The following is a 23,617-nucleotide window of genomic DNA, read 5'->3' as shown; positions in this document are numbered from 1 at the left end:
CATGAAAGCATTTACCCAACTTACCGGAACGGCTGCGCCTTTGCTCGAAAAGGGCAAGCCAATGTCCAATGTCGACACTGACATGATTATTCCAAAGCAATTTCTGAAGACGACGGAACGCACGGGCTTGTCGAAAGGCCTGTTCCACGAGTTGAAAACGCTGTCCGATGGATCGCCAAAAGCTGATTTCGTTTTGAACCGTCCTGAATATGCGAAAGCGAGCATCCTGATCGCGGGTGAAAATTTCGGTTGCGGATCCTCTCGTGAGCACGCGCCCTGGGCTTTGCTGGACCAGGGGATTACTTGCGTTATCGCGCCGAGTTTTGCCGATATCTTCCACAACAATTGCTACAAGAACGGGATCTTGCCTGTCCGGTTGCCAGTTGATGTCTGCCAGAAATTGGCGGATCAGGCAGGTGGTGCGAACCACGTCTTTACGGTGGACCTGGAAGCCGAGATCGTCACCGCGCCGGACGGCGAAACTTTCGCATTCGAGGTGGACGAAGGGCGCAAGGCGAATTTGATGGCTGGCCTCGATGAGATCGGTAGCTCCATGATGGCGGCTTCTGAGATCGATACGTTCGAAGCGAAACGGCGCGTGTCTATGCCTTGGTTGGAAAAAGCGAACTAATCCGTTCTGGAGGTGACTGAGATGATGAAACTCGCTTTGGCTATTGTGGGTTGTTTTGCTGTACTCTCGGTTTCTGCGTGTCATACTGACCCTTTCGGCGTGAAGCCGGAAGTGAATGTGAAGCTTCCTGAAAAGGTTCAGGACAAAAACGATGAGGCGTCCGACAAGGGCGACTGATCCAGATTTGATCGATGTCACACCGCGCCATGCAGCTGACGCAGACGCTGCCTCTTTCCTAACTAATTTCGTAATTGGAGCCTCACAGTGAAACAGACCCTTCTTCTTTTGCCCGGTGATGGAATTGGCCCGGAAGTGGTTGCCGAAGTACGCCGTCTGGCAGGTGTGGTGGCCCCGGACCTGGAGCTTCAGGAAGGTCTGGTTGGCGGTGCATCCTATGACGCGCACGGCACACCCTTGACGGATGATACACTGGACCTGGCACGCAAATCGGATGCGGTGCTCCTGGGGGCGGTTGGCGGACCGAAATGGAATGGCGTTTCTCGCGACAAGCGCCCGGAGGCCGGGTTGCTGGCCTTGCGCAAAGGGCTGGATGTTTTCGCAAATCTTCGCCCTGCTTTCTGTTTCCCGGCCCTCGTGAGCGCGTCGAGCCTGAAACCGGAAATCGTTCAAGGCCTCGATATCATGATCGTGCGGGAGCTGACGGGCGGCGTTTATTTCGGAACCCCGCGGGGCATCGATGAAAAGGGCGGCCTGCGCCGCGGGTACGACACATCTATCTATACCCATCCGGAAGTCGAGCGCGTGACGCGTGTGGCATTTGAGGTTGCGCGCGGTCGCGATGGCCGTGTCTGCTCAGTAGAGAAGTCAAACGTTATGGAGACTGGTCTCTTCTGGCGCCAGGAAGTAACCTTGGCGCACGCCGAGCACGGCGCGGGTGTTGAACTAAGTCATATGTACGCTGACGCCTGCGCGATGGAACTGGTCCGGGCCCCAAAACAGTTCGATGTGATTCTTGCGGGCAACCTGTTCGGAGATATCCTGTCGGATGAAGCCGCCATGTTGACCGGTTCAATCGGCATGCTGCCATCCGCGTCTCTGGGCGATGAAGGCACGCCGGGGCTTTATGAGCCTGTACATGGGTCCGCCCCGGACATAGCAGGACAGGGGATTGCCAATCCGTGTGCGGCTATCCTGTCTCTGGAAATGGCCCTTCGCTGGTCTCTGGGCCGCGAGAAGGCTGCGGATGCCCTGTTCGCAGCGGTCGGTTCAGCGCTTGAGAAAGGCGCGCGAACGCGTGACCTCGGTGGTGAGCTGACTACGCGCCAGATGGCGGATGCGATTATCGCCGCTCTCTAGTTCCGAGGACGCATGAATCTCGTGCCGGGCGCAGGCGGGGGATTGGGTGGTCCGGCAAAACACTGGGCCTGTTCCATCCAGGCCGCAGCGTTTGAGCCAGTGACGGATAAGTTGGTATCCGCGATGTTCCGGACCTGCGTAACGACCTGACAGAATTCTTCGGCGAGTCCGGTGATGCGCTCATCGGCTTGCTCATTGCCAAATGTCCATTCCTCTCCGGAAGGTGCGGTCAAGAGCAGATAGGGCATTGGCTCAGGAACCGGCTGCTTCCGGTTCGCAAATGTCCAGCCATACGTGTTCACACCCAGCACGACGATGTTCCGGATACGGTCGGCATTCTGGCGGGTTACTCCGAGCAGGTCGTATACTTCCTGTCCATGTGCCCATGTTTCCATCAAGCGGGCGGTAATTGACGAGCGCGCGCTCATACTTGGGCCGACCCATTTGAGGCGCAGCCCCGGGTCTGTCGACGCGAAAAGGTCTGCTGTCTTGTGCGCCAGTTGGAGCCATTCGCTCCGAAGGGAGCGGCCGGAAAGTCCATTGAAATGGGCCTCCTCATGGGCAGGGAGGGCCCCATCGCGAAGCGCGTTTGTCAGGTCAACGACAAGCGCTTCAAAAGCGGTTTCATCTGTAACTGAAAGCAGGGCGCCCTTGTTCCAGAAGTGCAAGTGACGCAATACCATATCTATGGTCCAGGCCTTGAACGCCGTTTCCTGAAGATAGTCGGAGTCATCAAGTGGCGCGATCAGGTCCGACAGCGTCTTCGTTTCATCGAGAAAATCCGTAGTCTGTTGCATGACTGCTTAGCTGTAATCAGCGATACGACACAGCAGATCGCCCCGAAATTCAAAGAAACTAGCGCCTCGGACTTTTACGGTCTCGCCGGTCTTGACCCCATTGGGCAAATCGACCGCGGCCTTGCCTTCAAACTCGATCTCCGCGGCGGCTTTTCCGTCGCCGCTTACGAGATTGACGAGTCTTTGACGACGGTAGGAAAATGCGTTGCCGGACAGTTCTGCAACCTGTCGCATCATGTCCTTCCCATCAAGACGCATGGATTGACCCGTATTCGAGATATTCTCGAAAACGACATCTTGCGTCACGCAATCGAGCATGCCGTCAATATCGCGTGCATTGTAACAGGCGAGATAGCGGTTGATCACGTCATTCAGCATGGCTTCAGCTCCAATGGTCGCGCCTTGTCAGGTCTGCCTTAGCAGCAAGTCATTAGCAACAGGCTTTAACAAACGTCCAAGATGCGCCATAAGCCCGGTTCATTTTGTAGGAGCAGTAATATCATGGCCACCCGGATCGCAGTCGTCGGCGCAACAGGTAATGTCGGACGCGAACTGTTGAACATTCTGGAGGAACGTATGTTCCCCGCCGATGAAGTGTTCGCGGTTGCCTCCCGCCGGTCTCTTGGCAAGGAAGTTTCCTATGGGGACCGCACCCTGAAGTGTCACGATATTGAGCAATTCGACTTTTCGCAGGTCGATCTCGTCCTCATGTCTGCCGGCGGGTCGACCGCCAAGGAGTGGGCGCCGAAAATTGCGAAGGCCGGTGCGATTACCATCGACAATTCGTCCGCATGGCGGATGGACCCGGATGTGCCGCTGGTTGTTCCCGAGTGCAATGGCGAAGCGGTGCTGGACTACAAGAAGAAGATGATCATCGCGAACCCGAACTGTTCCACGGCGCAGCTGGTTGTGGCGCTGAAGCCGCTACACGATGCCGTGGGCATCACGCGCGTTGTCTGCTCGACTTATCAATCCGTGTCTGGCGCAGGCAAGGATGCGATGGACGAGCTCTGGAATCAGACACGCGGTGTGTTCGTGAATGACGAGCCGACCCCGGAAGTCTTCCAAAAGGAAATCGCCTTCAACGTGATCCCTCAGATCGATGTCTTCATGGACGATGGGTTCACCAAGGAAGAGTGGAAAATGCGCGTCGAGACGAAGAAAATTCTCGACCCAGCCATTGAACTGACCGCGACCTGTGTGCGCGTGCCAGTTTTTGTTGGCCATTCGGAAGCCGTGAATGTTGAGCTTGCCGGGCCGATGAGTGCAAAACAGGCCAAGGAAATCCTGCGCGAAAGCCCAGGCATCATGCTGGTCGACGATCCGAAGGAAGAACTCTACATCACGCCGAAAGAGTGCGTGGGCGAATGGGCGACTTACATCTCCCGTGTTCGTGTCGACCCGACCGTTGAAAATGGCCTCGCTTTCTGGTGTGTCTCTGACAATCTGCGCAAAGGCGCCGCATTGAATGCGGTTCAAATTGCCGAGGAACTCCTGAACCGCGGCATACTGAAACCGGAAAAACAGCCTGTCGTCACGAACTGACACGCTTCGAAGCAATAATTGGGTGGCTTTTTCTCATGGCTCAGTGCTAGGCGCTGGGCCATGAACGCTGAAACACGCCTTGGATTTGTTGCCGGCCTGGGGGCCTATTTCATCTGGGGGAGCTTGCCGCTCTACATCCGGCTGATGCAGCACATCGGTGCGGCAGACCTGCTTGCACATCGCGTGGTCTGGTCCGTCCCCACCGCTCTGATTTTCATAGCCATTGCCGCGAACTGGCGCGACGTCCGCGCCGCCGTGAAATGGGACAAGCTGAAATGGCTTCTCATCTCCGGTCTGCTGATCGGGGCGAATTGGGGATGCTATATCTGGGCCGTGAATGCTGGCAGGACGATGGAGGCGTCGCTCGGCTACTACATCAATCCGCTGGTGAATGTCGTATTCGGCATGATTTTCTTCTCCGAGCGCTTGCGGATCGCGCAATGGATTGCGGTGGCCATTGCAACAGTCGGCGTTGGTATACTGACTGTCGCATTCGGACGCGTGCCCTGGGTTGCTTTGTTCCTGTGCATGACATTTGCCTGTTACTCCCTCATCCGAAAACAAGTCGCAATCGACAGCCGTGCGGGCTTCCTGATGGAAGTCTTGTTGCTGGTGCCTTTTGCCGTCAGCTGGCTGGCCTGGGTTGCGGGGCAGCCTGACGCGCGCGTGTTCGGAGATGGGGGGTGGGATGTTGCGTTGCTGGTGGCGGCCGGACCGATAACATCGGTACCGCTGATCTTGTTTGCGCTGTCTGCACGGCGATTGAAACTCTCGACCATCGGTATGATGCAATATGTCGGGCCCACACTTCAGTTCCTGATCGCCGTGCTTTTGTTCAGGGAACCGTTCGGTTGGACTCACGCTGCCGCATTTGGCTTTATCTGGACCGCACTCGTCGTGTTCACCACTGACAGTGTGATGGGAGAAGCAAAGGCGCGGCGGCTGGCTCGGGCGGCGCGTGTCAGCTAAAAAAGGGCCTCGGCGCAATATTTGCCGAGGCCAAAGGGGATTTAGCATGATTGGAGTTGCCTCCGATCACATTCTCGCAATCTTCGTGCCAACTAGTTGCACGTGTTCCCTGTAGAGACGGCAATCCACGCGGCTATGGCCAGCATCATGATGGCGAACACGCCACGGGTGACCGGTGCGGTTCGATAGGTTTCAAGTGTAGTGCCCAAGCGTGCGCCCAGCAGAACAATCAGGGTGTGTATGAAGGTGGCAATCGCGACATGAATCACCCCCAATGCGGTGATCTGAAGCCAGACCGGCCCGACTTGGGCATTGGCGAATTGTCCGACGACAACGACGTAGAACACCAAAGCCTTGGGGTTCAGCAGGTTTGCCACCAACCCGCGCCAGAAACCATCCGCATTATTTCGATTGAGGGGCGACGTTTCGCCTGTGTCCTGCCACGCTTCGTAGGCGAGGAAAACCATGAAGGCGACCCCGGACCAACGGAGCATTTCGTACAGCACAGGCATCTGCCCGAGCAGGGCAGAAAGGCCCGTGGCTGCGGCCATTAACTGGGCGGTCAGTCCAAGGGCGATCCCACAGACCGCCAACATGCCGGCACGTCGCCCTCGTTGTGCGGATAATGCCGCCAACCATCCCATGTTCGGACCGGGCGTGAGTTCAATGGCCGCCATGGCGACCAGGAAAGCTGCCCAGTCTACATGGCTCAACATCGATCAGAGACACTCATAGGCGGCTTCGACAAGGCGCACGGCGCGCGGGTCACCGACAAGGATGTTGGACTGACGGTTCATCACATAGGCGCAGGTTAATCCGTTGCGCTGGTCCGCGATGGCCATTGAGCCCCCCCAGCCGCAATGACCGAGCGTGGTGGGTTCTGGCCCAAACAGGCCATGCGTGTTGTGCATGATGCCCGCGCCGAAGCTCGTGATCATGGGGAGGACGAGATCTGGCCCATGAGTCCGCGCCGAGGAGAGGGCATCGAATGTCGTCGCATTCATCAATGCGCCGCCGCCCTTTGTGTAGGTTTCGTACAAATGGGCAACAGAGAGGGCAGTGCCGTGGCCGTTGGCTGACGGAATTTCGATCTCCCGCCAGATTGCGCCGCCGCGATTGGGCGCAGACCATTTACTGATAAAGGCGGCCCGCCGGGCCGGGGTGATTTCGCCAAGGTCGGCGAGGGCGCGCGGGCGCTGAATATCGGCGCAGCGATCGTGTTCGCTGGCGGGCGTTCCAATCATGAAATCAATATTCGGGAACAGGCTGCGCAAGGTGGTGCCCAGCGTCTCTCCGCTTATGCGGCGGGCGATCTCTCCAACCAGATAGCCCCAGCTCAACGGATGGTAGCCATGCGCGCTTCCGGGAGGCCACATCGGAGTGAGTTCAGCGAGGGCGGCCGCGCAGGAGGGAGGATCCAGCCAGAGTTCTGGATCGATCTCATCGGGGAAGCCCGGCAAGCCTGCCTGATGGCTGGCAACCTGTCCGATGGTGACATCGCCTTTTCCATTGGCTGAAAATTCTGGCCAGACATCTGCGACAGCCGTTTCGAAGCCCGCTGGCAAGCGCTCGACCAGATGGGCCAGAACAAGAGCAGCAATACCCTTTGTTGTGGAGTACACCGGCACGAGCGTCTCGTTCGTCCAGGGTGCTTCCTTCTTGCGGTCAGCCCAGCCGCCGATGAGATTTACGACAACGTCTCCATCCTTGATCACCGCGAAGCCGGCGCCGAGTTCTTCGCCATCCGCAAAGTTCTTGTCGAACGCATCTCGGACGGCTTCAAAACTAGGTTCGACGATGCCAGCAATCGGGGATGCAGTCATGAAGGGCGACCTTTGGAGCTATTGATCTTTGGACAGTGACGGTTCACCTGTTTTCGCCGAACAAGTCAAACAATCGAGGAAATGCCCATCCATGCCTGAAGCGCTTCACCGTCCCCGCCGTTCCTGCCTTTACATGCCCGGTGCGAATGAGCGTGCCTTGGAAAAAGCCAAATCTCTCGCCGCCGATACGGTTATCATGGACCTCGAGGATGCTGTTGCTCCCGACGCGAAAGAGGCGGCGAGGGAAACGATCCGCGCTGCCATACAGGGGGGCGGCTACGGACATCGTGAAATCGTCGTCCGCATGAACGGTCTGGACACCGAATGGGGGCAGGCAGACCTTAAAATGGCGGTGGATTCGGGCGCACATGCCTTGCTGGCACCGAAAGTCATAGATGGCAGCGATATCGACCGTCTTGATGATGCGATGAGCCGGGCCGGGGCTCCTGCCGATATGGGGCTTTGGGTTATGATTGAGATGCCGAAGGCCATCCTGAACATCAAGGACATCGCAGAAGCCGTGGGCCGCACACGCCTGACGACTTTTGTCATGGGCACCAATGATCTTGCAAAAGAGTACCGCGCGCGGATGACGCCGGACCGCCTAGCGTTTCAAACGGCCCTTCAACTGTCCGTGGCCGCCGCGCGTGCCTACAACATCATCGCGATTGATGGGGTCTACAATGACATCAAGAATGAGCAGGGCCTGATCGATGAGTGCGAGCAAGGTCGCGATCTGGGCTTCGACGGCAAAACGCTGATCCACCCTTCGCAGCTCGATACAGCAAACCGTGTGTTCGCCCCGAGCCCTCATGATGTGGAGCATGCCCAAGCTGTAATCGAAGCGTTTGCCGATCCCGAGAACGCAGGCAAAGGCGTTTTGAAGGTGAACGGCAAAATGACGGAACTGCTGCATCTTGAGGAAGCCCGCCGCGCTGTGGAGATGGACAAGGCTATTCGCGCTTTCGAGGCGTGATGCGCCACGATATCGGGTAGTTTCAGGGTAAACACTTACGCATTCAGGCATCGACATGACCTACACATATCTTCACCATTCCGGCTGCAGCACATCTCGAAAGGGGCTCGCCCTTCTGCAGGAGAACGGCATTGATCCAAAGATCCGAAAATACATGAACGCATCAGAGCAGCTTGGCGAAAGCGAGTTGCGAGATATCGCCAAGAAACTCGGGGCTGACTCGCCCCGCGCTTTTTTGCGCGACAAGAACGCGACGGATGTTGGCATTGATGCGACATCAACGGACGACGAAATTTACGCGGCAATGGCTGCGAACCCGAAGATCATCCAGAGACCGATCCTGATAAAGGGCAAGAAAGCTGCGCTTGGTCGCCCGATCGAGACCATGCTCGAACTGAAATAGCCGGGAAGGTCTGTGAAATTTCACAGATCTTCCACGCGAAGCCTCAACCACTGTCTGGCACAGCAGGATCATGATCGTGTTCATGATTCTTGCTGGCCTTCTGGTCGCCTTCTCCGCTTTTTGCACGCTGGGCGTGCCATACATGCTCGCCGGACCGCGCATGCTGGACGAATTTTCTGAGAATCGAGAGCAGCAGATGATGTGCGGCCTGCTTGCGACCGCTACCATAGGTATCCTCCTGCTGCCCTTCGTCTCACCGGCCTTGATTTCCAGTGCCAGTGACGGTCAGGTGATCGCCGATCTGTATCTGGGGCATGTCGCGGCCTGACGCCGGGAAATATTGCCCCCAACTGACCTGAGGGGCGTATGACCAGCACATCGAAATCCAATCCCGGCCATTTCTTCGAAGATTTTTCTGTTGGCATGCCACTTGTGCACGCAACGCCACAGACGCTGACGGAAGGTGACATCGCGCTCTATCGCGCGCTCACCGGCGGACGTTTCGTGCAGTATTCCTCTTCCGAGTTCGCGAAGGCGGCCGGATATCCAGGCCTCTCGATAGACCCGCTGCACGCGTTCCATGTTGTTTTCGGCAAGTCTGTTCCAGACGTGTCTCTGAATGCTGTCGCGAATCTCGGATACGCTGATGGTCGCTTCTCGCAGCCGGTTATGCCGGGCGATACCTTGAATACGGTGTCTGAAGTCATTGGCCTAAAGGAGAATTCCAACGGCAAGACCGGTGTCGTCTGGGTTCGCACTCGCGGCACAAACCAGCGCGGTGAAGAGGTCATGTCCTTTGTGCGCTGGGTGATGGTCAACAAGCGTGATGCGAGTTCTCCAGCGCCTGAAGCCGTGATCCCGGACCTGCCCAAAAGCGTGCCGGGCGTTGAACTATCTGGCTTCGCGGCAATGGACAGTTGGGACACATCCCTCTCCGGAAGCGAGCACATGTTTGAAGACTATGAGGTCGGTGAGAAGATCAATCATGTCGACGGCATGACTGTTGAAGAGGCGGAGCATCAGATCGCGACGCGCCTCTATCAGAACACAGCAAAAGTTCATTTTGACGCCCATGGTCAGAAGTCGAGCCGGTTCGGCAAGCGTCTGATCTATGGCGGTGTTGTCATTTCAATTGCGCGGTCACTGGCATTCAATGGCTTGGCCAATGCCGGACACATGCTCGCGATCAACGCCGGCACCCATGCGAGCCCACTGTTCGCAGGAGACACGATCTATGCCTGGAGCGAAGTGCTCGAGAAGGCTGAGCTATCTGACAATGTCGGCGCACTGCGTCTTCGACTCGTCGCGGTGAAAGATCAGGATCCGGGCGCGTTCGCCTACAAGACAGAAGATGGCAAATACGCCGATGGCGTGTTGCTAGACTTTGACTACTGGGCCGCCATTCCGCGCGAGCGCTAGGTCAGGCTTCGCCTTCCGGTTTTCGTTCACCCCAGAGAAGAAGTGCATCGAGCGCCGGGCGGAGCTTTTCGCCCCAGTCTGTGAGGCAGTATTCCACTCTAGGCGGCACTTCGGGATGAACGATGCGCCTCACAAGGCCGTCGGCCTCCAGTTTGCGTAGCTGTTGAATCAGCATCTTCTGGGACACGGTCGGAATTGCCCGTTCGAGATCGGAGAAACGCATCAATCGCTCGCCGAAAAGATGGAAGAGAATAAGAATCTTCCATCGGCCTTCCAGCACACGCAGCGCAGCCTCCACACCCTCTGCGGCAGACAGCGGCGTATACTCCGGGCGCACACTTTCGGGTAAGTACCCCACTTTTTTGTCCGTACTTGTCATTTATTCTGGCTAGATCGATATCGGCTTTTCCGCAAGACAGTCCATTCCGGACTGCCGGACAGGAGGTGCATATGTCCATTGAACTTCCCTCTACGATTCATCGGTATTTCGAGACAGAGACGACGAATGATACCGACAGCCTGTCAGACTTGTTTTCGGTTGAGGCCGTCGTAATCGACGAGCAGAAGACCTATCAGGGCCGGGACGCGATAAAGGTCTGGAAGCTGGAAGCCAAGGCGACCACGTCCTATCAGGTCACCCCGTTGGAAGCGGAGAAGGCTGGCGAACAATATGTGGTGACCGGACGTGTCGAAGGCAATTTTCCAGGCAGTCCCGTGCAGCTGCGCTACTTTTTCACGCTCCGGGATGATCAGATCGCAGCGCTGGAGATCAAGCCATGAGCTGGAGCCTGGATTTCCACCAGCGTCGCGTTCTGGTCACAGGCGGGACCAGGGGCGTTGGCCACGCAGTGGTTGAGTGCTTTGCGGCGCTGGACGCCAATGTCCTGACAACCGCGCGCAGCCAACCGCAGGCCCTGCCTCCGGGTGTGAAGTTCGTGGCAAGCGATCTGAGCACCGCTGAAGGATGCGCGCATCTCGCCCGCCAAGCCCTGGAGCGGTTGGGTGGCGTGGACATACTTGTGCATGTGGCGGGTGGTTCCGATGCGCCATCTGGCGGCTTCTCGGTGTTGGATGATGCGCAATGGCGGAAGGAACTGGACCGGAACCTGATGCCGGCGGTGCGACTGGACCGGGCCCTCCTGCCGACAATGATCGAGCAGGGGAGCGGTACGATTGTCCACATCAGTTCCATCCAGCGCCTGATGCCCTTGCCCGAAGCGACAACCGCCTATGCTGCCGCGAAGGCGGCTTTGTCTGCTTACAGCAAAAGCCTGTCGAAGGAAGTCGGACCGAAGGGCATTCGGGTTCTGAGGGTGGCCCCCGGTTGGATCAAGACGCAAGCCTCCATTGATTTGGTCAACCGCATCGCGCGCGAAGATGGCAGCAATTATGCGGACGCCGAAAACAAGCTGATGCAGTCTCTTGGGGGTATACCCATCGGGCGTCCGTCGACCCCGGAGGAAGTTGCGGACCTGATCGTGTTCCTGTCTTCTTCGCGAGCCGGCACCATCACGGGTTCGGAATTCATCATCGATGGCGGAACCGTTCCAACCGTCTGAAGCAGGCGCTTCCGTTTCGCCAACGCTTCCCTATATGAGGTCGCATGAGCGGATACGGGCCTTTTGATGATTTTACCCTATTCGCCATCGCGCTCGCGGTGGTGCTTTCGGCAATTGTCAGCCTGATCGGTACGTCTGCCCGAAAGCGCAACGTCGCACTGGGTGAGGCGACGGTTGCAGACCTTGCGGAGATGACCGGTATACGTGATCCAAAGAGACTGCAGGAGGCGTTTGGTCCACCTGATATGGGCCGTGTCTGGCGTAGTGTGACCCTGTTTGATGTGCGGCGCGCGCGACAGCCGCAGGGCTGGCTGATGTCGAGCGATCTAGTTGACTATGCGTGCCTGTCTGTGGTCGCGCTTGCGATATTTGTGTCCCATCCGCTTGTGGGCGGCGCGCTGATCACCGCGCTCGTAATCCAGGTTTCGGGCTGGATTGTCTCCTTCGGTCTTCCCAAGTGATGATTATCACGCGCGAAGTTCCACTTTTCTGGTCGACATAAACACTTTAAGGGCTGACGGATGAAAGTCTGGAAGATGAATGGTGCGGGCAACGCGTTTGCCATTTTCGATGCGCGGTCGACTTCGTTCGTGCCGAGCACAGATCAGGTGCGCCAGATTGCCAAAGATATGAAGGCTGACCAGATCGTTGCACTGGAGCGGGACGTTGCGCGCGACGTGTTCATGCGTATCTGGAATGCAGATGGCACTGAAGTGTCTGCCTGTGGCAACGCCACGCGCTGTGTCGGAAAATTGCTTCTGGCCGAGACTGGCAAGGACCGGGTGACGATCCAGACCGAGGCGGACGTGCTAAAGGCGTTCTCTGCGGATAACGGCCTGATCACGGTCGATATGGGCTCGCCCCTGATGGGGTGGGAAGACATTCCGCTTTCTGAAAAAATGGATGTGCGCGGCGTGGATGTGAAGATCGGTCCGATCGACAATCCCTGGCTGGCCCGGCCTGCTGTTGTCTCGATGGGGAATCCCCATGCGGTCTTTTTCGTCAAGAATGTTGACGATTATGATATCCGGGCGCTCGGCCCTCTTGTTGAGTGGCATCCGACCTTTCCTGAGGGTGTAAATGTTGGCTTTGCGCAGGTCATTGACCGGCAGACCATCCGCCTGCGTGTCTGGGAACGCGGCGCCGGATTGACCAAAGCGTGCGGTACTGGAGCGTGTGCAGCCTTGGTGTGCGCGGCGCGTGCGAAACTGACAGATCGCACGGCAAAACTGATCCTTGATGGTGGTGAATTGACTATCGAATGGCGGGAAACCGATGACCGTGTTTATATGACCGGACCGGTCGAACTCGAATTCGAAACGGAAATCTGAGACAAAAGACGGGATCCTGCCATGAGACGACTCGTCATCGGCGCGTTATGTATTGTTCTGACCGGCCACGCTTCTGGCCAAGAAGCCATCACGGTAAACAAAGGCTCTTGGGAAACGACATTGTCGATGGTGCCCGAACTCACAATGTTCGGCGTGCGCCAGGACATAGATCCCGAATTTGAATTCACCACGGAATGCTGGGCGAGTGAAGAAGACACGCGGCTGGATGTCGATACAATCGGGATCGACAATTGCGATGTGCTGGATTCTCGGGGCAGTGACAACCATCTGAGTTTCGATCTTTCCTGTAAGATGGATGATATTGAGCTGGTGGGCGATGCACTGATCGTTGTCGCGCCGGATCGCAATTCGCTTCAGGGCTCAATGATCATAGAGGGGGAAGCTGAAAGCGTTTCGATTCGCATGATAGGGTTGTTCAGCGGACACAAGACCGGCGCTTGCACAGGCTGACCCGCACCAAAGACCTTGAACTGTGGGCAATTCGGCGCGATGTCCGCTGACATCAAAGTCATGACAGATGCCAAAGCTCCTTCCAGCCCGCAGCTGATTACGCTCGGATGCCGCCTGAACGCCTACGAATCGGAGGTGATGCGCGGCCATGCGTCGGAAGCTGGCCTGAATGACGCCGTGATCATCAACACATGTGCGGTAACATCTGAAGCGGTTCGAAGCGCGCGCCAAACAATCCGGCGCGCTGCAAAGGACAATCCAGGCGCGCCCATCTTGGTGACCGGATGCGCCGCGCAGATCGACCCGGATATGTTCGCTAAGATGCCGGAAGTCACGCGTGTGATCGGCAATCATGAAAAGATGCAGTCGGAAACCTGGCGGCCAGCCGAATTGCTGGGCGGACACGAAAAGGTCCGCGTGAATGACATCATGTCCGTACAGGAAACCGCCGTGCACCTGATTGACGGGATGGAAGGGCGGGCGCGCGCCTATGTGCAGGTCCAGAATGGTTGTGACCATCGCTGCACCTTCTGCATCATTCCCTATGGCCGTGGAAATTCACGCTCGGTGCCGGCCGGCGAGGTGGTCAGCCAGGTCCGCCGTCTGGTCGAGACAGGGCATTATGAAGTTGTTCTGACCGGTGTCGATTTGACCAGTTGGGGTGCAGACCTGCCAGGCGCGCCGCAACTCGGCAATCTGGTGCAGCGCATTTTGAAGCTGGTGCCGGAGCTGAAGCAGCTGCGTATATCCTCGATCGACGCCATAGAAATCGATGACGCGCTGATGGAAACAATGGCAGACAAACGCCTTGCGCCCTTTATGCATCTGTCTTTGCAGCATGGCGATGACCTGATCCTGAAAAGGATGAAGCGGCGTCATTCCCGGAGCGATGCAGTTAGACTGACGGAGCAATTGCGCAGTATTCGTCCGGATATGGCATTTGGCGCCGACATCATTGCGGGCTTTCCAACCGAAACCGAAGCGCATTTCGAGAACTCAATAAGGCTCGTGGAAGAATGCGGTTTGTCCTTCGTGCATGCCTTTCCGTATTCGCCACGTCCGGGCACGCCGGCTGCTCGGATGCCTCAACTTCAGAAGTCGGTTATCAAGGCGCGGGCCGCGCGTTTGCGAGAAGTGGGGGAGGCCGCACTTGCTCGTCACCTGAGTACCTATGAAGGCCAGACCGTAGACGCGTTGGTCGAGCGGGGACTGTCAGCGCGCCTTCCAGACTTTACGCCCGTGCGGTTTGAGGAAGAACCTGGCGAAGCTGGACGCCCGGTGCGCGCCCGTATAGTGCGGCATGATGGAAAACAGCTGATCGGAGCTCTCACCGCATGATCCTTTGGTTCGGTAAGAAGAAAAAGCAACAGGAACTGAAAGACGCTGGTGCCGCGATGGAGGCGCCAGAGCTGTCTGCCGAGGAACTGGCGGCGCAGGAAGCCGAAATAGCGCGAAAGGCTGCCGAACAGGAAGAAATCGAGCGCAAGGTCGCCGAGGCGAACAGGGCGTGGGAGGAAAGGCAGGCTCGGGAGGCTGCGGCTGCGGCAGAAGAGGCTGCGCGCCTGGAGGAGGAGGCACGCAAGGCAGAAGAGGCGCGTGCAGCCGCGCAGGCGCGGGCCGACGAAGCTGAAGCTGAAAGATTGGCGGAAGAGGCTGAACGAGCCCGTAAAGCGAAGGAAGAGCGAGAGGCAGCGCAAGCCAAGGCGGCAGCAGAACTAAAACTGCTGGAAGAACGCCGAGAGGCGGCGCGGCTCCGGGCTGAGCGCGAAGCGGCCGCGCGCGCCGTGATGGAGGCGGAGGCCAATGATCCTGGCTTCATGGCCAAGTTGGGCTCAGGGCTCTCGAGGTCATCATCGCGCCTGACATCTGGACTGTCCGTATTTGGACGCCGAAAGCTTAATGATGAAACGCTGGAGGAGTTGGAAGATCTTTTGATCTCATCCGACCTCGGCGCCAAGGTCGCTATGCGCGTGACCAGTAATCTGTCTAAGGAGAGGTTTGACAAGGAAATCTCCGAGGATGAAATCCGGGGCGCTTTGGCCAGCGAAATTACTGACGTTTTGAAGCCTCGTGAGAAAATCGTCGATTTCTCGGAAGGGCCGAGCCCTCGCATTGTTCTGTTTGTTGGGGTCAACGGGTCTGGCAAAACGACGACCATCGGCAAGATCGCATCAAAACTGACAGAACAGGGTGCCAAGGCGCTTCTTGTGGCGGGTGATACATTCCGTGCTGCGGCCATTGAGCAACTGACCGTATGGGGTGAACGCGCCGGTATACCCGTGATGTCTAAACCGACAGGAGCCGACGCGGCAGGGCTTGTCTACGAGGCAATTGAAAAGGCGAAGGCAGACGATCTCGATCTGGTATTGGTTGATACGGCTGGGCGCCTGCAAAACAAGACAGAACTGATGTCGGAGCTAGAGAAAGTCGTCCGCGTCATCAGAAAGCTTGATCCGACGGCGCCTCATGATGTCATCCTCGTTCTGGATGCCACGGTCGGTCAGAATGCCTTGTCGCAGGTAGAGGCTTTCAAGAACACTGCGGGCGTGACCGGGCTGGTGATGACCAAGCTGGACGGAACCGCCAAGGGCGGTGTGCTCGTTGCTATCGCGGAAGCATACGATCTGCCGATCCATTTCATCGGGATTGGAGAAAAAGCGGAAGATCTTCGCCCATTCAGTGCAGAGGCTTTCTCTAAAGCCTTGGTTGGCCTTCAGAGCTAGCTATTCCGCTGCCATCGCAGAAATGTTCGCTTGTTGTGGACCCCGAACGAGTCTTCCAGGCCGGGCGCCGGTTGGGTCTCCATTCCGGTGAGTGATCTGGCCTTTGAGGATTGTGGCCGTGTAGCCCGTGGCTCTCTGCATCAGTCGACGTCCGCCAGCAGGCAAGTCATAAGTAACTTCCGGCAGATGTAATGTCAGGTTTGCGGTGTCGATGACATTGAGGTCTGCGCGATAGCCCGGTGCAATCAGACCGCGGTCGTTCAGTCCAATCCACTCGGCAGTGGCGCGTGCCTGACGCTGCACGATGTGCTCGATCGGAATGCGAGGGCCGCGCGTCCGGTCGCGAACCCAATGGGTCAACATCGTTGTGGTGAAGGACCCATCGCAGATCATGCCGACATGCGCGCCACCATCTGAAAGGCCGGGGAGCGTTGCCGGGCTCAGCATCATGTCGTGGGAAGGGTCAAGAGACCCGCCCGCATAATTGAGGAAGGGAAGGTAGAGCATACCGCGGCCTTCGCGTTCCAGCATAAGATCCAGCGCCGCTTGTTCTGGGGAAACGCCCCGGCGCGCGGCGATGGCTTCCAGCGTTCGATCGGCTGTTGGTTCATAGTTCACCGGCGCGTCCAGTTGAAAAATCTTTCCGAAGCTTCGCAGCATTGCTTTCAGAAACGGATTATCCGTGTCCGGCTCATCAGATAGAAGGCGCTCTCGGAAGTCGGGATCGCGCAATAGCGCAATCCGATCTTCGAACGGCAGATTTGATATCTCTCGATAGGTGGGGTGCGCGCTGAAGGGATTGAGCGTCAGTTCAAACCCAAGCAGGACGCCTACCGGACGTGGCGCGACCTGGGCGCGCATGGGTAAGCCATCTTCGACCGCTTGTTCAATAGCGCTGAGTAGGCGACGCCAGCCATTGGGAGCAACATCTGCCTGTGCAAGTGATACGGAAAGCGGTCGGCCGCTGGTCTCCACAATCCGACGCAGCATTGCAGCTTCTTTCTCTGGATCGTCGAAATCAGAGACGAACTGCAACACGCCGCGTCCGGCATCTGCCACGCCTTGCGCGATGCCGGCCAATTCGTCTTCGCTGGCTGTCAGGGTCGGGGTCGGCTGACCGTCACTGGTGCGGTGATTCAGGGTGCGGGACGTGGAAAAACCAATTGCGCCGGCGCGGATGGCTTCGGTGGTCAATGCGCGCATTTGCTGAATATCCTCCGGCGTCGCAGGCTCGCGATTTGCGCCACGGTCTCCCATAACAAAAACCCGCAGCGCCGCATGGGGCAGTTGCGCGCAGATATCGGCGTCAAAATGAGTGCTTGATAGGCTGTCGAGATAATCCGGAAAGCTTTCCCAGTTCCAGGGGAGTCCTTCGGCGAGTACCGGAAACGGAATATCCTCGACGCCCTCCATCAAGCGGATCAGCCGGTCATGGTCGTCGGGTCGGCATGGCGCAAAGCCTACGCCGCAATTGCCCATCACCACTGTCGTCACGCCGTGCAGGGAGGAGGGGCTGATGGCGCCTGTCCACGTTGCCTGGCCATCATAATGGGTGTGAATGTCGACAAAGCCCGGCGTTACAACTTGTCCGCGCGCGTCTATTTCCTCTACGCCCTTGCCGCCGACAGATCCAACTTCAGTGATGACGCCGTTCGTGATGGCCACATCGCCTTCGAAACTTTCGCCGCCTGTTCCGTCAATGATCGTGCCGCCGCGCAAAACGAGATCGTGCGTCATGCTGGGTTTCCTCCGTCTTTTTCTTCTTTGAGGCGAGTGAGGCCCTCAATTGAGGCAGAGTCAAATCCTTCCCACGCGTCAGCAAACCGTGCATAGGTCGCACCGTATGTCGGAAAGCCTCCTCCCAGTCATCCTGTGCTTACTGTCAGCAGTCACGGTCGCGGCCACGAACATGTTCGTAAAGCGGGGCGGTGACGTACTGACCGCCCGCATGGCGGTTGCCATCGTGATGGGGCTAAGCGTCCTGCCGTTTGCGCCATTCGTGCCGACGCCACCTCCGGAGACATGGTCTTTGATCCTGATATCGGTCGTGGTTCACTGGTTCTATCAGTTTTGCCTCGTTCGGGCATTGCACCGAGGGGATCTGTCGCTTGTTTTTCCTGTGATGCGGGGCCTCGCGCCTTTGGTAACGGCGTGTGCTGCGATCTTTGTTCTGAATGAATATCTGACCGTGCTTCAGTCAGCAGGTCTGTTGTTGGCCAGTTTGGCGATCATTGTCTTTGCCCTGCCAACAGGGCAGACAGCCACAGCCCGGAAGCTGGACCGAAGCGCACTCGTATGGGCCCTGCTGACGGCATTGGGCGTAGGCATGTACGCCGTTGCGGATACGCGCGCCGCGCGTGCCATGCCAGATCCAATGACTTTTGTGGTCTGGTTGTTTCTGCTCGACTGGGTCGGGGTGACTGTCGTTGCGGTTATTCAACGACGGGGGCAAATCGGAGAGGCGATGGCCAGGCAATGGAAGGGTGGCTTAGCGGGCGGCATGCTGGGCACTATCTCATACGGTCTGGCGATTTATGCATACACACTGACTGATGCCGCTGTCGTAACGGCGTTGCGAGAAACGTCAGTCGTCTTTGCTGCTGCATTGGGCGCCATATTCTTGAAGGAAGGATTCGGATACAGACGGATCATCGCGGCGGCCATTCTGTCGGGCGGCCTTCTTTTGATGCAAGCTGGTGCCTAATCTGTGCGGACAATTTCGCTTCGTTGGTGATTTATTAGCTCACCTATTGTCAGACAGGCGCGGAAATCCAAATTGATCCGGACCCGAGCGTAATACGTAGGAATTGCATGACAGAGCCAAATAAAGCCACGCAATCTGCCGATGTCGGCGATGCCGCCGCCAAAGCGGGAAACATTTGGACAGAGATTGGTCCGACGTTGGCCTTCATCATCATCTACAATGTGATGCTAAGGTTTCCGGAAGGCGATGGTTTGTTTACCAAAGATACTGCGCTGTACTGGGCGACGGGTATTCTGATCATTGCGACCTTTGTGGTGATCGGCCAGAAGTTGCTCAAGAAGGAACGTATTCCTCCTTTCTTGCTCGTCTCGTCATTCCTGATTGGTTCGTTTGGAACAGCAGGAATATTGCTTCAGTCAAAACTCTTCCTGTTCATCAAGCCGACGATCATCAACCTGCTTTATGCGGGCGTGATCTTTGGTGGTCTGGCCGTTGGCCGGAACATCTGGAAGATGCTTTTTCATTCCGTATTTGATCTGCCTGACCACGCCTGGAAAACGCTGGCGATCCGTTGGGGTCTCTATTTCGTGGCTATGGCAATCTGGAATGAGTTCTTGTGGCGAAACTTCTCCGAGGCGACTTGGGCAAACTGGAAGCTTGGAAACATTGTTATCGGTGTCCTGTTTGCTGTGGCCAATGTCCCGTACACGCTGAAACACATGCGCCAATCTGAAACACCTGATGCCTAACGTGTGAGTGCTTCCGTTCCGGGTGGATTGGAGAACGGCGCGAATACCGTCTTGCTTCGAGTTTCAGCATAGTGCGTCAGGCCCCAAAGTACGGTTGGGAAGGCCAGATTCGACCACGGTATATCTCTCCAGTCGAACAGCTCGACCTCCAGACTCTCCGGACCGGGTGATATGTCTGAAACAAGTTCGGCGCGAAACATGATCTGCACCTGAGAGATGCGCGGCACTGAGTAAACCGCCAGGATGCGATCAATGCGAATCTCGGCATTGGCTTCTTCCCGGGCCTCACGCCGAGCGGCTTCCTCCACGGTTTCCCCTTGCTCCATGAAGCCTGCCGGCAGCGTCCAGAATCCCTTACGCGGATCAATCGCACGCCTGCAAAGCAGGATTTTGCTACCTTTTGTAACAACCGAAGCTGCAATTATTTTCGGATTTATGTAGTCTACGAACTGGCAATGTGAGCAAACACGGCGTATTCGGTCGTCTCCATCGGGTATTTTCAGTTTGAATTCTTGCGAAAAGAAACCATTTGATAATTGATCCGTCATCGAAGCTTAAGCCTCTCGAGTATATTAGGGTACATGTTGATCCGCACACAGGTTGGAAATTTAATAGACCAGTAACCGGATTTTCTATCGCGCCCAACGCCTAATTGAATACAGAAAGAAACACTATCATGACCTACGATCTCAAAAAATCGCCTAGCCACCTGCTGCACCGTGCTCAGCAGATTGCTGCAAATGAATCCGCCGCTGCACTGAGCGCCGCTGGCATCACGCTTCGCCAGTTTTCCGTCCTTGCTGCTCTGTCCGGCAATGACGGCGTCAGCCAGTCTGATCTTGTCAACGCGACCGGTATCGACCGTTCGACACTTGCCGACATGGTTGCTCGTATGGAGCGCTCTGGCCTCATCAAGCGTGTCGCTTCAAAAACTGACAAGCGCGCGAAAGTCGTCTCTCTGATGGCGAAAGGCAAAAAAGCTTACGAGAAAGCTCTGCCAGCTGTAGAGAAAGCAGACGAAGCCATCTTTGAAGCTCTTCCGAAAACAAAACAGTCCGCACTCGTTGCTGGTCTGACCGATATGGTTGCAGAAGCAGACAAGGCAGAAGCGCCGGCTCCGAAGCCAGCTGCGCCAGCACCTGCTGCTAAAGCAGCACCAAAGCCAGCTGCCAAGAAAACCCCGGCCCGCAAGCCAGCAGCGAAGAAGGCTCCGGCCAAGAAAGCTCCGGCAGCGAAGAAAGCTCCTGCGGCCAAGCCAGCAGCGAAAAAGGCTCCAGCCAAGAAAGCTGCACCAAAAGCCAAGGCTAAGGCTGCAACGAAGGCGAAGCCAGCTACTGCGACCAAGCCAGCGAAAAAGGCTCCAGTTCGCAAAGCGAAGAAAAAGTAAGCTTCCGGTAACGGAGTTTACGTGGGCGGGGCGCTTTTCAGTGCCTCGCCTATTTTTTTGACCGAAGTTTGGTCCAGTTGTCCCTGGATATGATCCAGAATCTTGCCTTCTGGAGAAATCACAAAAGTTTCCGGAACTCCAGTAAGTCCGAACTCAAGTCCGCCCTGCCCATCTGGGTCCAGCGCAATTTGCGTATACGGGTTGCCAAGCCGGGCAAGGAATTCCTGCCCGTTCTCCAGAGTATCCTTGTACAAGATTCCGTAGACCTGATCTGGATAGGCTTCCGACAATTCTGCAATATACTTGTGCTCTGCCTCACACGGCGCGCACCAGCTCGCAAACAGGTTGACGGCAATATTGCCGCCCGTCGGAGAGGGGGGGAATGTTAGCGGGTCGCCGTCTGGGGTCTGAAACGCGATACCAGGCGCGTCGCGAAGACGTCGCTCGAAGTCACCTTTTTCCGGATTGATCAATTGCCCCGCGGCCACAACGCCAAAAATGGCTAATGCGCCAACCGGAACAATCGCCAGCCAGCGCTTCATCGGCGTTTCTGATCCTGGATCCGGGCTTCGATCCGAATAAGCTCGGCTTTTGCATTGCGTGATTTAAACCACGCCGTTGCGATTGCACCGCCAATTAGAACAAGACCGACTGCGTAGCTCGCCCAGATAAAAGTTGAATTGGATTCAAATACGGAAAGCATGGCTCAGTCTCCTGTCATCAGGCGGGCCCGCAATTGGGCGGCGCGTCTTGTCCATATTTCAGCACGCATGAACGTCATGACAAGGGCGGCAAACAGTAGCGTGTGACCAAATGAACTGATCAATAGCGGCCAGAGATAAACTGCCGCCATCTTGGGGCCCTCTGCTGTGATCACGCTTGCGTCCTGATGCAGGGACGTGAACAGGTCGACCGAGAACTTGATCAGTGGGACATTCAGCGCGCCAACCATGGCGAGGATCGCGCCAGCCCGTGCAGCCTTTTGCCGTGTGTCCATAGCCGCGCGAAGGGCCATGTAACCTAGGAACAGGAAGAACATGAACAGGACGGACATCATCCGTGCATCATCCCATTGCCACCAGGTGCCCCAGGTCGGCTTGCCCCAGATCGCCCCCGTCGCCAGGCAGAGCGCTGTCCAGGTTGCGCCCAGTGGAGCGATCGCTTTGGCGGCTATGTCTGCGACTTCATGGCGCCAGATAAACCAGACGAAACTCATCACGGCCATGCCGAGATAGCTGGCCATCGCAAGCCAGGCTGCTGGCACATGGATAAACATCACCCGCATGATGTCCCCGCCCTGATAATCGTCTTTCGGAACGATCCAGAGACCCTGCCAAAGCCCCCATAGAATGCCGACAGCCGCAAGCACGTAGCACGCGGGAACGAGCCAGTCCGACAGCTTTACGAATCGGTGTGGGTTTGCAAACCAAGAAAACATCGTGTTCGAAATACCCTTCTGTCAGTCTGCCGCCAAGCGTAGGGCTGCACCCATTGCGAACGGAGCTGCAGCCAAAGCAAAAAGCGTTGTTGCTGCGAGAAACAATGGAGCTGAAGCGCTGCTGGGACCATCGCCCATGGCCAGCGCGCCGAATATGGCGGTGGGAACGTACAGGGGCAACGCGATCAGGCTGATCAGTAGGCCGCCTCTTCGAACTGTTGCTGACAGCGCTGCGCCAACGCCGCCCCAGAAGTAGAAGGCGATACCGCCGATGGCGTAGAGGCCCATATTTTCAAGAAGAGCGCCGCTAGCCCTCGCTTGGAACATGAGCAGCAGCATGGGGGAGAGTAGGGCCAGAGGCAAACCTGCGGTCAGCCAATGCGCGAAAGTCTTGGCCGCGGCAATGGCCGCCGCGGGGGCACCCGTCTGCAGCCAGAGGTCCAAAGCGCCGTCTTCTGTGTCAGCCTGAAAAACCCGCTCAAGGGTAACCAGACTGGATAGGGCAAGGGATACCCAAAGGATCCCGGGACCGATGGCGCGCAATGTCGCTGGTTCCGTCCCGACTCCCAAGGGAACGAGAACAGTAGTGCCTGCGAAGAAGCCGAGTGGCAGCAGCGCTCCCGCGCCACCGGCCCAGGCCTCACCCAGCGCCTGCCGGAAAGCCGAGAGGATCGGTGCGCCGCTCAAATCTCCACCTGTGTATCGAATTCAAACCCAGCCTCGCCATGTATGGCCGCGATTACGCCGCCTCCCTGAGTGCGATGATTTGATATCATGGCCTGCAACAAAGACTTTCCGTCCGCGTCGAGTGCCGTGAACGGCTCGTCGAGAAGCCAGATTGGGCGGTCTTCCAGTCGCAAACGCGCCAGCGCTGTACGGCGTCGCTGCCCTGCCGAGAGATACTTTGCCGGTACATCTGCAGGCTTAGACAGGCCCATGTCGGCAAGCAATTGCCGGACCTCTACGGTCTGCCCCCAGGCGCGCGCCCACAGGCGGAGGTGATCCGCTGGCGTCTCATGAGGTTTCAATCCCTCTCGGTGAGCAATCCAATGATGCGCGCCTTGCTTGGAAACCTCGCCCGTTTCAGCTTGCGTCAGGCCGGCCAGAATTCTCAACAGCGTAGTCTTGCCGGCACCGTTCGCACCTCTGAGGACAATTGCTTCTCCGGGGGACAGGGAAAGCGACACATCACGAAAAAGTACGCGTTCGCCACGCATTATGCCGATATTGTTTCCGTAAAGGAGTGAACCAACGCTCATCTGACCCGTTTAGACCCTTTGTCTCAATTGCTTCAATCCATTATGCGCTTATATGAGACAGGCCAACGCGGCGGCTCTTCGCCGCAGATGATAATTCAGACGCGAGGTTCCCTCTT

31 protein-coding genes are annotated in these 23,617 nt (G+C 57.1%); 19 read left to right on the top strand and 12 right to left on the bottom strand.

Features of this window, described 5'->3' with window-relative positions; all coding sequences use genetic code 11:
* Position 1: 1 nt before the first annotated feature.
* The 3 genes from leuD to leuB all read left to right on the top strand — a co-directional run bounded on the left by leuD (position 2) and on the right by leuB (position 1,948).
* Positions 2-631, top strand: a complete 630-nt coding sequence (leuD, locus tag HY36_RS04195; RefSeq protein WP_035548952.1) for a 3-isopropylmalate dehydratase small subunit — start codon at positions 2-4, stop codon at positions 629-631.
* 21 nt (positions 632-652) lie between these two features.
* The gene (locus HY36_RS18335) at positions 653-808 is read left to right on the top strand and encodes a hypothetical protein (protein ID WP_155841697.1); all 156 of its coding nucleotides are present in this window, start codon (positions 653-655) and stop codon (positions 806-808) included.
* Between the two features lie 87 nt (positions 809-895).
* Positions 896-1,948 carry a 3-isopropylmalate dehydrogenase gene (leuB, locus tag HY36_RS04190; RefSeq protein WP_035548950.1) on the top strand — a complete coding sequence of 351 codons (1,053 nt, stop codon included), beginning with the start codon at positions 896-898 and terminating at the stop codon, positions 1,946-1,948.
* Here leuB and HY36_RS04185 read toward each other — a convergent pair.
* Both HY36_RS04185 and HY36_RS04180 read right to left on the bottom strand, forming a co-directional pair.
* A complete protein-coding gene (locus HY36_RS04185) occupies positions 1,945-2,745 on the bottom strand; it encodes a TIGR03084 family metal-binding protein (RefSeq protein WP_035548947.1) in 801 nt (266 codons plus the stop codon). The two genes, leuB and HY36_RS04185, sit on opposite strands and share 4 nt — an antisense overlap.
* Positions 2,746-2,751: 6 nt before the next feature.
* Positions 2,752-3,123 carry a nuclear transport factor 2 family protein gene (locus HY36_RS04180; protein ID WP_035548944.1) on the bottom strand — a complete coding sequence of 124 codons (372 nt, stop codon included), beginning with the start codon at positions 3,121-3,123 and terminating at the stop codon, positions 2,752-2,754.
* Positions 3,124-3,246: 123 nt separating this feature from the next.
* Between HY36_RS04180 and HY36_RS04175 the strand changes: the two genes are divergently transcribed.
* Both HY36_RS04175 and rarD read left to right on the top strand, forming a co-directional pair.
* Positions 3,247-4,290 carry an aspartate-semialdehyde dehydrogenase gene (locus HY36_RS04175; protein ID WP_035548941.1) on the top strand — a complete coding sequence of 348 codons (1,044 nt, stop codon included), beginning with the start codon at positions 3,247-3,249 and terminating at the stop codon, positions 4,288-4,290.
* 60 nt (positions 4,291-4,350) lie between these two features.
* Positions 4,351-5,259, top strand: coding sequence for an EamA family transporter RarD (gene rarD / locus HY36_RS04170; RefSeq protein WP_035548938.1), 909 nt, complete (start codon positions 4,351-4,353; stop codon positions 5,257-5,259).
* 92 nt (positions 5,260-5,351) lie between these two features.
* Here the strand turns inward: rarD and HY36_RS04165 are convergent, their stop codons facing one another.
* Positions 5,352-5,975 carry a LysE family translocator gene (locus HY36_RS04165; protein WP_035548935.1) on the bottom strand — a complete coding sequence of 208 codons (624 nt, stop codon included), beginning with the start codon at positions 5,973-5,975 and terminating at the stop codon, positions 5,352-5,354.
* A 3-nt stretch (positions 5,976-5,978) separates the two neighbouring features.
* Complete coding sequence (locus tag HY36_RS04160; protein ID WP_035548933.1) at positions 5,979-7,082, bottom strand: serine hydrolase domain-containing protein; 1,104 nt, start codon at positions 7,080-7,082, stop codon at positions 5,979-5,981.
* Between the two features lie 91 nt (positions 7,083-7,173).
* Here HY36_RS04160 and HY36_RS04155 point away from each other — a divergent pair, with 91 nt between their 5' ends.
* The 4 genes from HY36_RS04155 to HY36_RS04140 all read left to right on the top strand — a co-directional run bounded on the left by HY36_RS04155 (position 7,174) and on the right by HY36_RS04140 (position 9,880).
* Positions 7,174-8,058 carry an HpcH/HpaI aldolase/citrate lyase family protein gene (locus HY36_RS04155; RefSeq protein ID WP_035548930.1) on the top strand — a complete coding sequence of 295 codons (885 nt, stop codon included), beginning with the start codon at positions 7,174-7,176 and terminating at the stop codon, positions 8,056-8,058.
* Positions 8,059-8,113: 55 nt separating this feature from the next.
* On the top strand, positions 8,114-8,461 hold the full coding sequence (locus HY36_RS04150; RefSeq protein WP_035548927.1) for an ArsC/Spx/MgsR family protein: 348 nt from the start codon (positions 8,114-8,116) through the stop codon (positions 8,459-8,461).
* Positions 8,462-8,537: 76 nt separating this feature from the next.
* Positions 8,538-8,789, top strand: coding sequence for a hypothetical protein (locus tag HY36_RS04145; RefSeq protein ID WP_162175946.1), 252 nt, complete (start codon positions 8,538-8,540; stop codon positions 8,787-8,789).
* A gap of 38 nt (positions 8,790-8,827) precedes the next feature.
* The gene (locus tag HY36_RS04140) at positions 8,828-9,880 is read left to right on the top strand and encodes a MaoC family dehydratase (RefSeq protein ID WP_035548922.1); all 1,053 of its coding nucleotides are present in this window, start codon (positions 8,828-8,830) and stop codon (positions 9,878-9,880) included.
* 1 nt (position 9,881) lies between these two features.
* On the opposite strand, the gene HY36_RS04135 is transcribed toward HY36_RS04140, so the two are convergent.
* Positions 9,882-10,259, bottom strand: coding sequence for a winged helix-turn-helix transcriptional regulator (locus HY36_RS04135; RefSeq protein WP_035548921.1), 378 nt, complete (start codon positions 10,257-10,259; stop codon positions 9,882-9,884).
* Between the two features lie 71 nt (positions 10,260-10,330).
* Here HY36_RS04135 and HY36_RS04130 point away from each other — a divergent pair, with 71 nt between their 5' ends.
* Genes HY36_RS04130 through ftsY form a run of 7 tightly spaced genes read left to right on the top strand, consistent with a single transcriptional unit; the run spans position 10,331 to position 15,964 of the window.
* On the top strand, positions 10,331-10,660 hold the full coding sequence (locus tag HY36_RS04130; RefSeq protein WP_035548918.1) for a nuclear transport factor 2 family protein: 330 nt from the start codon (positions 10,331-10,333) through the stop codon (positions 10,658-10,660).
* Positions 10,657-11,439, top strand: a complete 783-nt coding sequence (locus HY36_RS04125; RefSeq protein WP_035548914.1) for an SDR family oxidoreductase — start codon at positions 10,657-10,659, stop codon at positions 11,437-11,439. The genes HY36_RS04130 and HY36_RS04125 overlap by 4 nt, the downstream gene beginning before the upstream one ends.
* A gap of 44 nt (positions 11,440-11,483) precedes the next feature.
* Complete coding sequence (locus HY36_RS04120; RefSeq protein WP_035548912.1) at positions 11,484-11,900, top strand: hypothetical protein; 417 nt, start codon at positions 11,484-11,486, stop codon at positions 11,898-11,900.
* A 60-nt stretch (positions 11,901-11,960) separates the two neighbouring features.
* The gene (gene dapF, locus HY36_RS04115; protein WP_035548910.1) at positions 11,961-12,770 is read left to right on the top strand and encodes a diaminopimelate epimerase; all 810 of its coding nucleotides are present in this window, start codon (positions 11,961-11,963) and stop codon (positions 12,768-12,770) included.
* A gap of 21 nt (positions 12,771-12,791) precedes the next feature.
* Positions 12,792-13,241: a DUF3617 family protein gene (locus HY36_RS04110; protein ID WP_035548908.1), complete on the top strand. Its 450-nt coding sequence runs from the start codon at positions 12,792-12,794 to the stop codon at positions 13,239-13,241.
* Between the two features lie 39 nt (positions 13,242-13,280).
* Complete coding sequence (gene mtaB, locus HY36_RS04105; RefSeq protein ID WP_155841695.1) at positions 13,281-14,579, top strand: tRNA (N(6)-L-threonylcarbamoyladenosine(37)-C(2))-methylthiotransferase MtaB; 1,299 nt, start codon at positions 13,281-13,283, stop codon at positions 14,577-14,579.
* Complete coding sequence (gene ftsY / locus HY36_RS04100) at positions 14,576-15,964, top strand: signal recognition particle-docking protein FtsY (RefSeq protein WP_035548905.1); 1,389 nt, start codon at positions 14,576-14,578, stop codon at positions 15,962-15,964. Before mtaB ends, ftsY begins: the two co-directional genes overlap by 4 nt.
* Here the strand turns inward: ftsY and HY36_RS04095 are convergent, their stop codons facing one another.
* A complete protein-coding gene (locus tag HY36_RS04095) occupies positions 15,965-17,701 on the bottom strand; it encodes an N-acyl-D-amino-acid deacylase family protein (RefSeq protein ID WP_035548902.1) in 1,737 nt (578 codons plus the stop codon). It abuts the gene before it with no gap.
* 106 nt (positions 17,702-17,807) lie between these two features.
* On the opposite strand from HY36_RS04095, the gene HY36_RS04090 reads away from it, so the two are divergent.
* Entirely contained in the window at positions 17,808-18,668 is an 861-nt protein-coding gene (locus HY36_RS04090) for a DMT family transporter (protein WP_035548899.1), read from the top strand.
* A gap of 107 nt (positions 18,669-18,775) precedes the next feature.
* Positions 18,776-19,417, top strand: a complete 642-nt coding sequence (locus tag HY36_RS04085) for an inner membrane-spanning protein YciB (protein ID WP_035548896.1) — start codon at positions 18,776-18,778, stop codon at positions 19,415-19,417.
* Here the strand turns inward: HY36_RS04085 and HY36_RS04080 are convergent.
* Positions 19,414-19,965 (bottom strand): NUDIX hydrolase, encoded by a 552-nt coding sequence (locus HY36_RS04080; protein WP_035548893.1) that lies wholly within the window; start codon positions 19,963-19,965, stop codon positions 19,414-19,416. The genes HY36_RS04085 and HY36_RS04080 overlap by 4 nt on opposite strands.
* 128 nt (positions 19,966-20,093) lie before the next feature.
* Here HY36_RS04080 and HY36_RS17635 point away from each other — a divergent pair, with 128 nt between their 5' ends.
* A complete protein-coding gene (locus HY36_RS17635; RefSeq protein WP_051602495.1) occupies positions 20,094-20,804 on the top strand; it encodes a MarR family winged helix-turn-helix transcriptional regulator in 711 nt (236 codons plus the stop codon).
* Positions 20,805-20,821: 17 nt separating this feature from the next.
* Here the strand turns inward: HY36_RS17635 and HY36_RS04065 are convergent, their stop codons facing one another.
* Genes HY36_RS04065 through ccmA form a run of 5 tightly spaced genes read right to left on the bottom strand, consistent with a single transcriptional unit; the run spans position 20,822 to position 23,501 of the window.
* Positions 20,822-21,346, bottom strand: coding sequence for a redoxin family protein (locus HY36_RS04065; RefSeq protein ID WP_035548891.1), 525 nt, complete (start codon positions 21,344-21,346; stop codon positions 20,822-20,824).
* The gene (locus HY36_RS18075) at positions 21,343-21,507 is read right to left on the bottom strand and encodes a heme exporter protein CcmD (protein WP_081806031.1); all 165 of its coding nucleotides are present in this window, start codon (positions 21,505-21,507) and stop codon (positions 21,343-21,345) included. The genes HY36_RS04065 and HY36_RS18075 overlap by 4 nt, the downstream gene beginning before the upstream one ends.
* Before the next feature lie 3 nt (positions 21,508-21,510).
* Positions 21,511-22,242: a heme ABC transporter permease CcmC gene (gene ccmC, locus HY36_RS04060; protein ID WP_035548889.1), complete on the bottom strand. Its 732-nt coding sequence runs from the start codon at positions 22,240-22,242 to the stop codon at positions 21,511-21,513.
* 21 nt (positions 22,243-22,263) lie between these two features.
* Positions 22,264-22,929: a heme exporter protein CcmB gene (gene ccmB, locus HY36_RS04055; RefSeq protein ID WP_051602494.1), complete on the bottom strand. Its 666-nt coding sequence runs from the start codon at positions 22,927-22,929 to the stop codon at positions 22,264-22,266.
* Positions 22,926-23,501 (bottom strand): heme ABC exporter ATP-binding protein CcmA, encoded by a 576-nt coding sequence (gene ccmA / locus HY36_RS04050; RefSeq protein ID WP_035548886.1) that lies wholly within the window; start codon positions 23,499-23,501, stop codon positions 22,926-22,928. Before ccmA ends, ccmB begins: the two co-directional genes overlap by 4 nt.
* Positions 23,502-23,617 lie beyond the last annotated feature (116 nt).

The sequence above is a fragment of the Hyphomonas atlantica corrig. genome, from assembly GCF_000682715.1.
GTDB lineage: Bacteria > Pseudomonadota > Alphaproteobacteria > Caulobacterales > Hyphomonadaceae > Hyphomonas > Hyphomonas atlantica.
The sequence above is the reverse complement of the archived record's forward strand: the minus strand, read 5'-3'. Positions and strand labels throughout refer to the sequence as shown.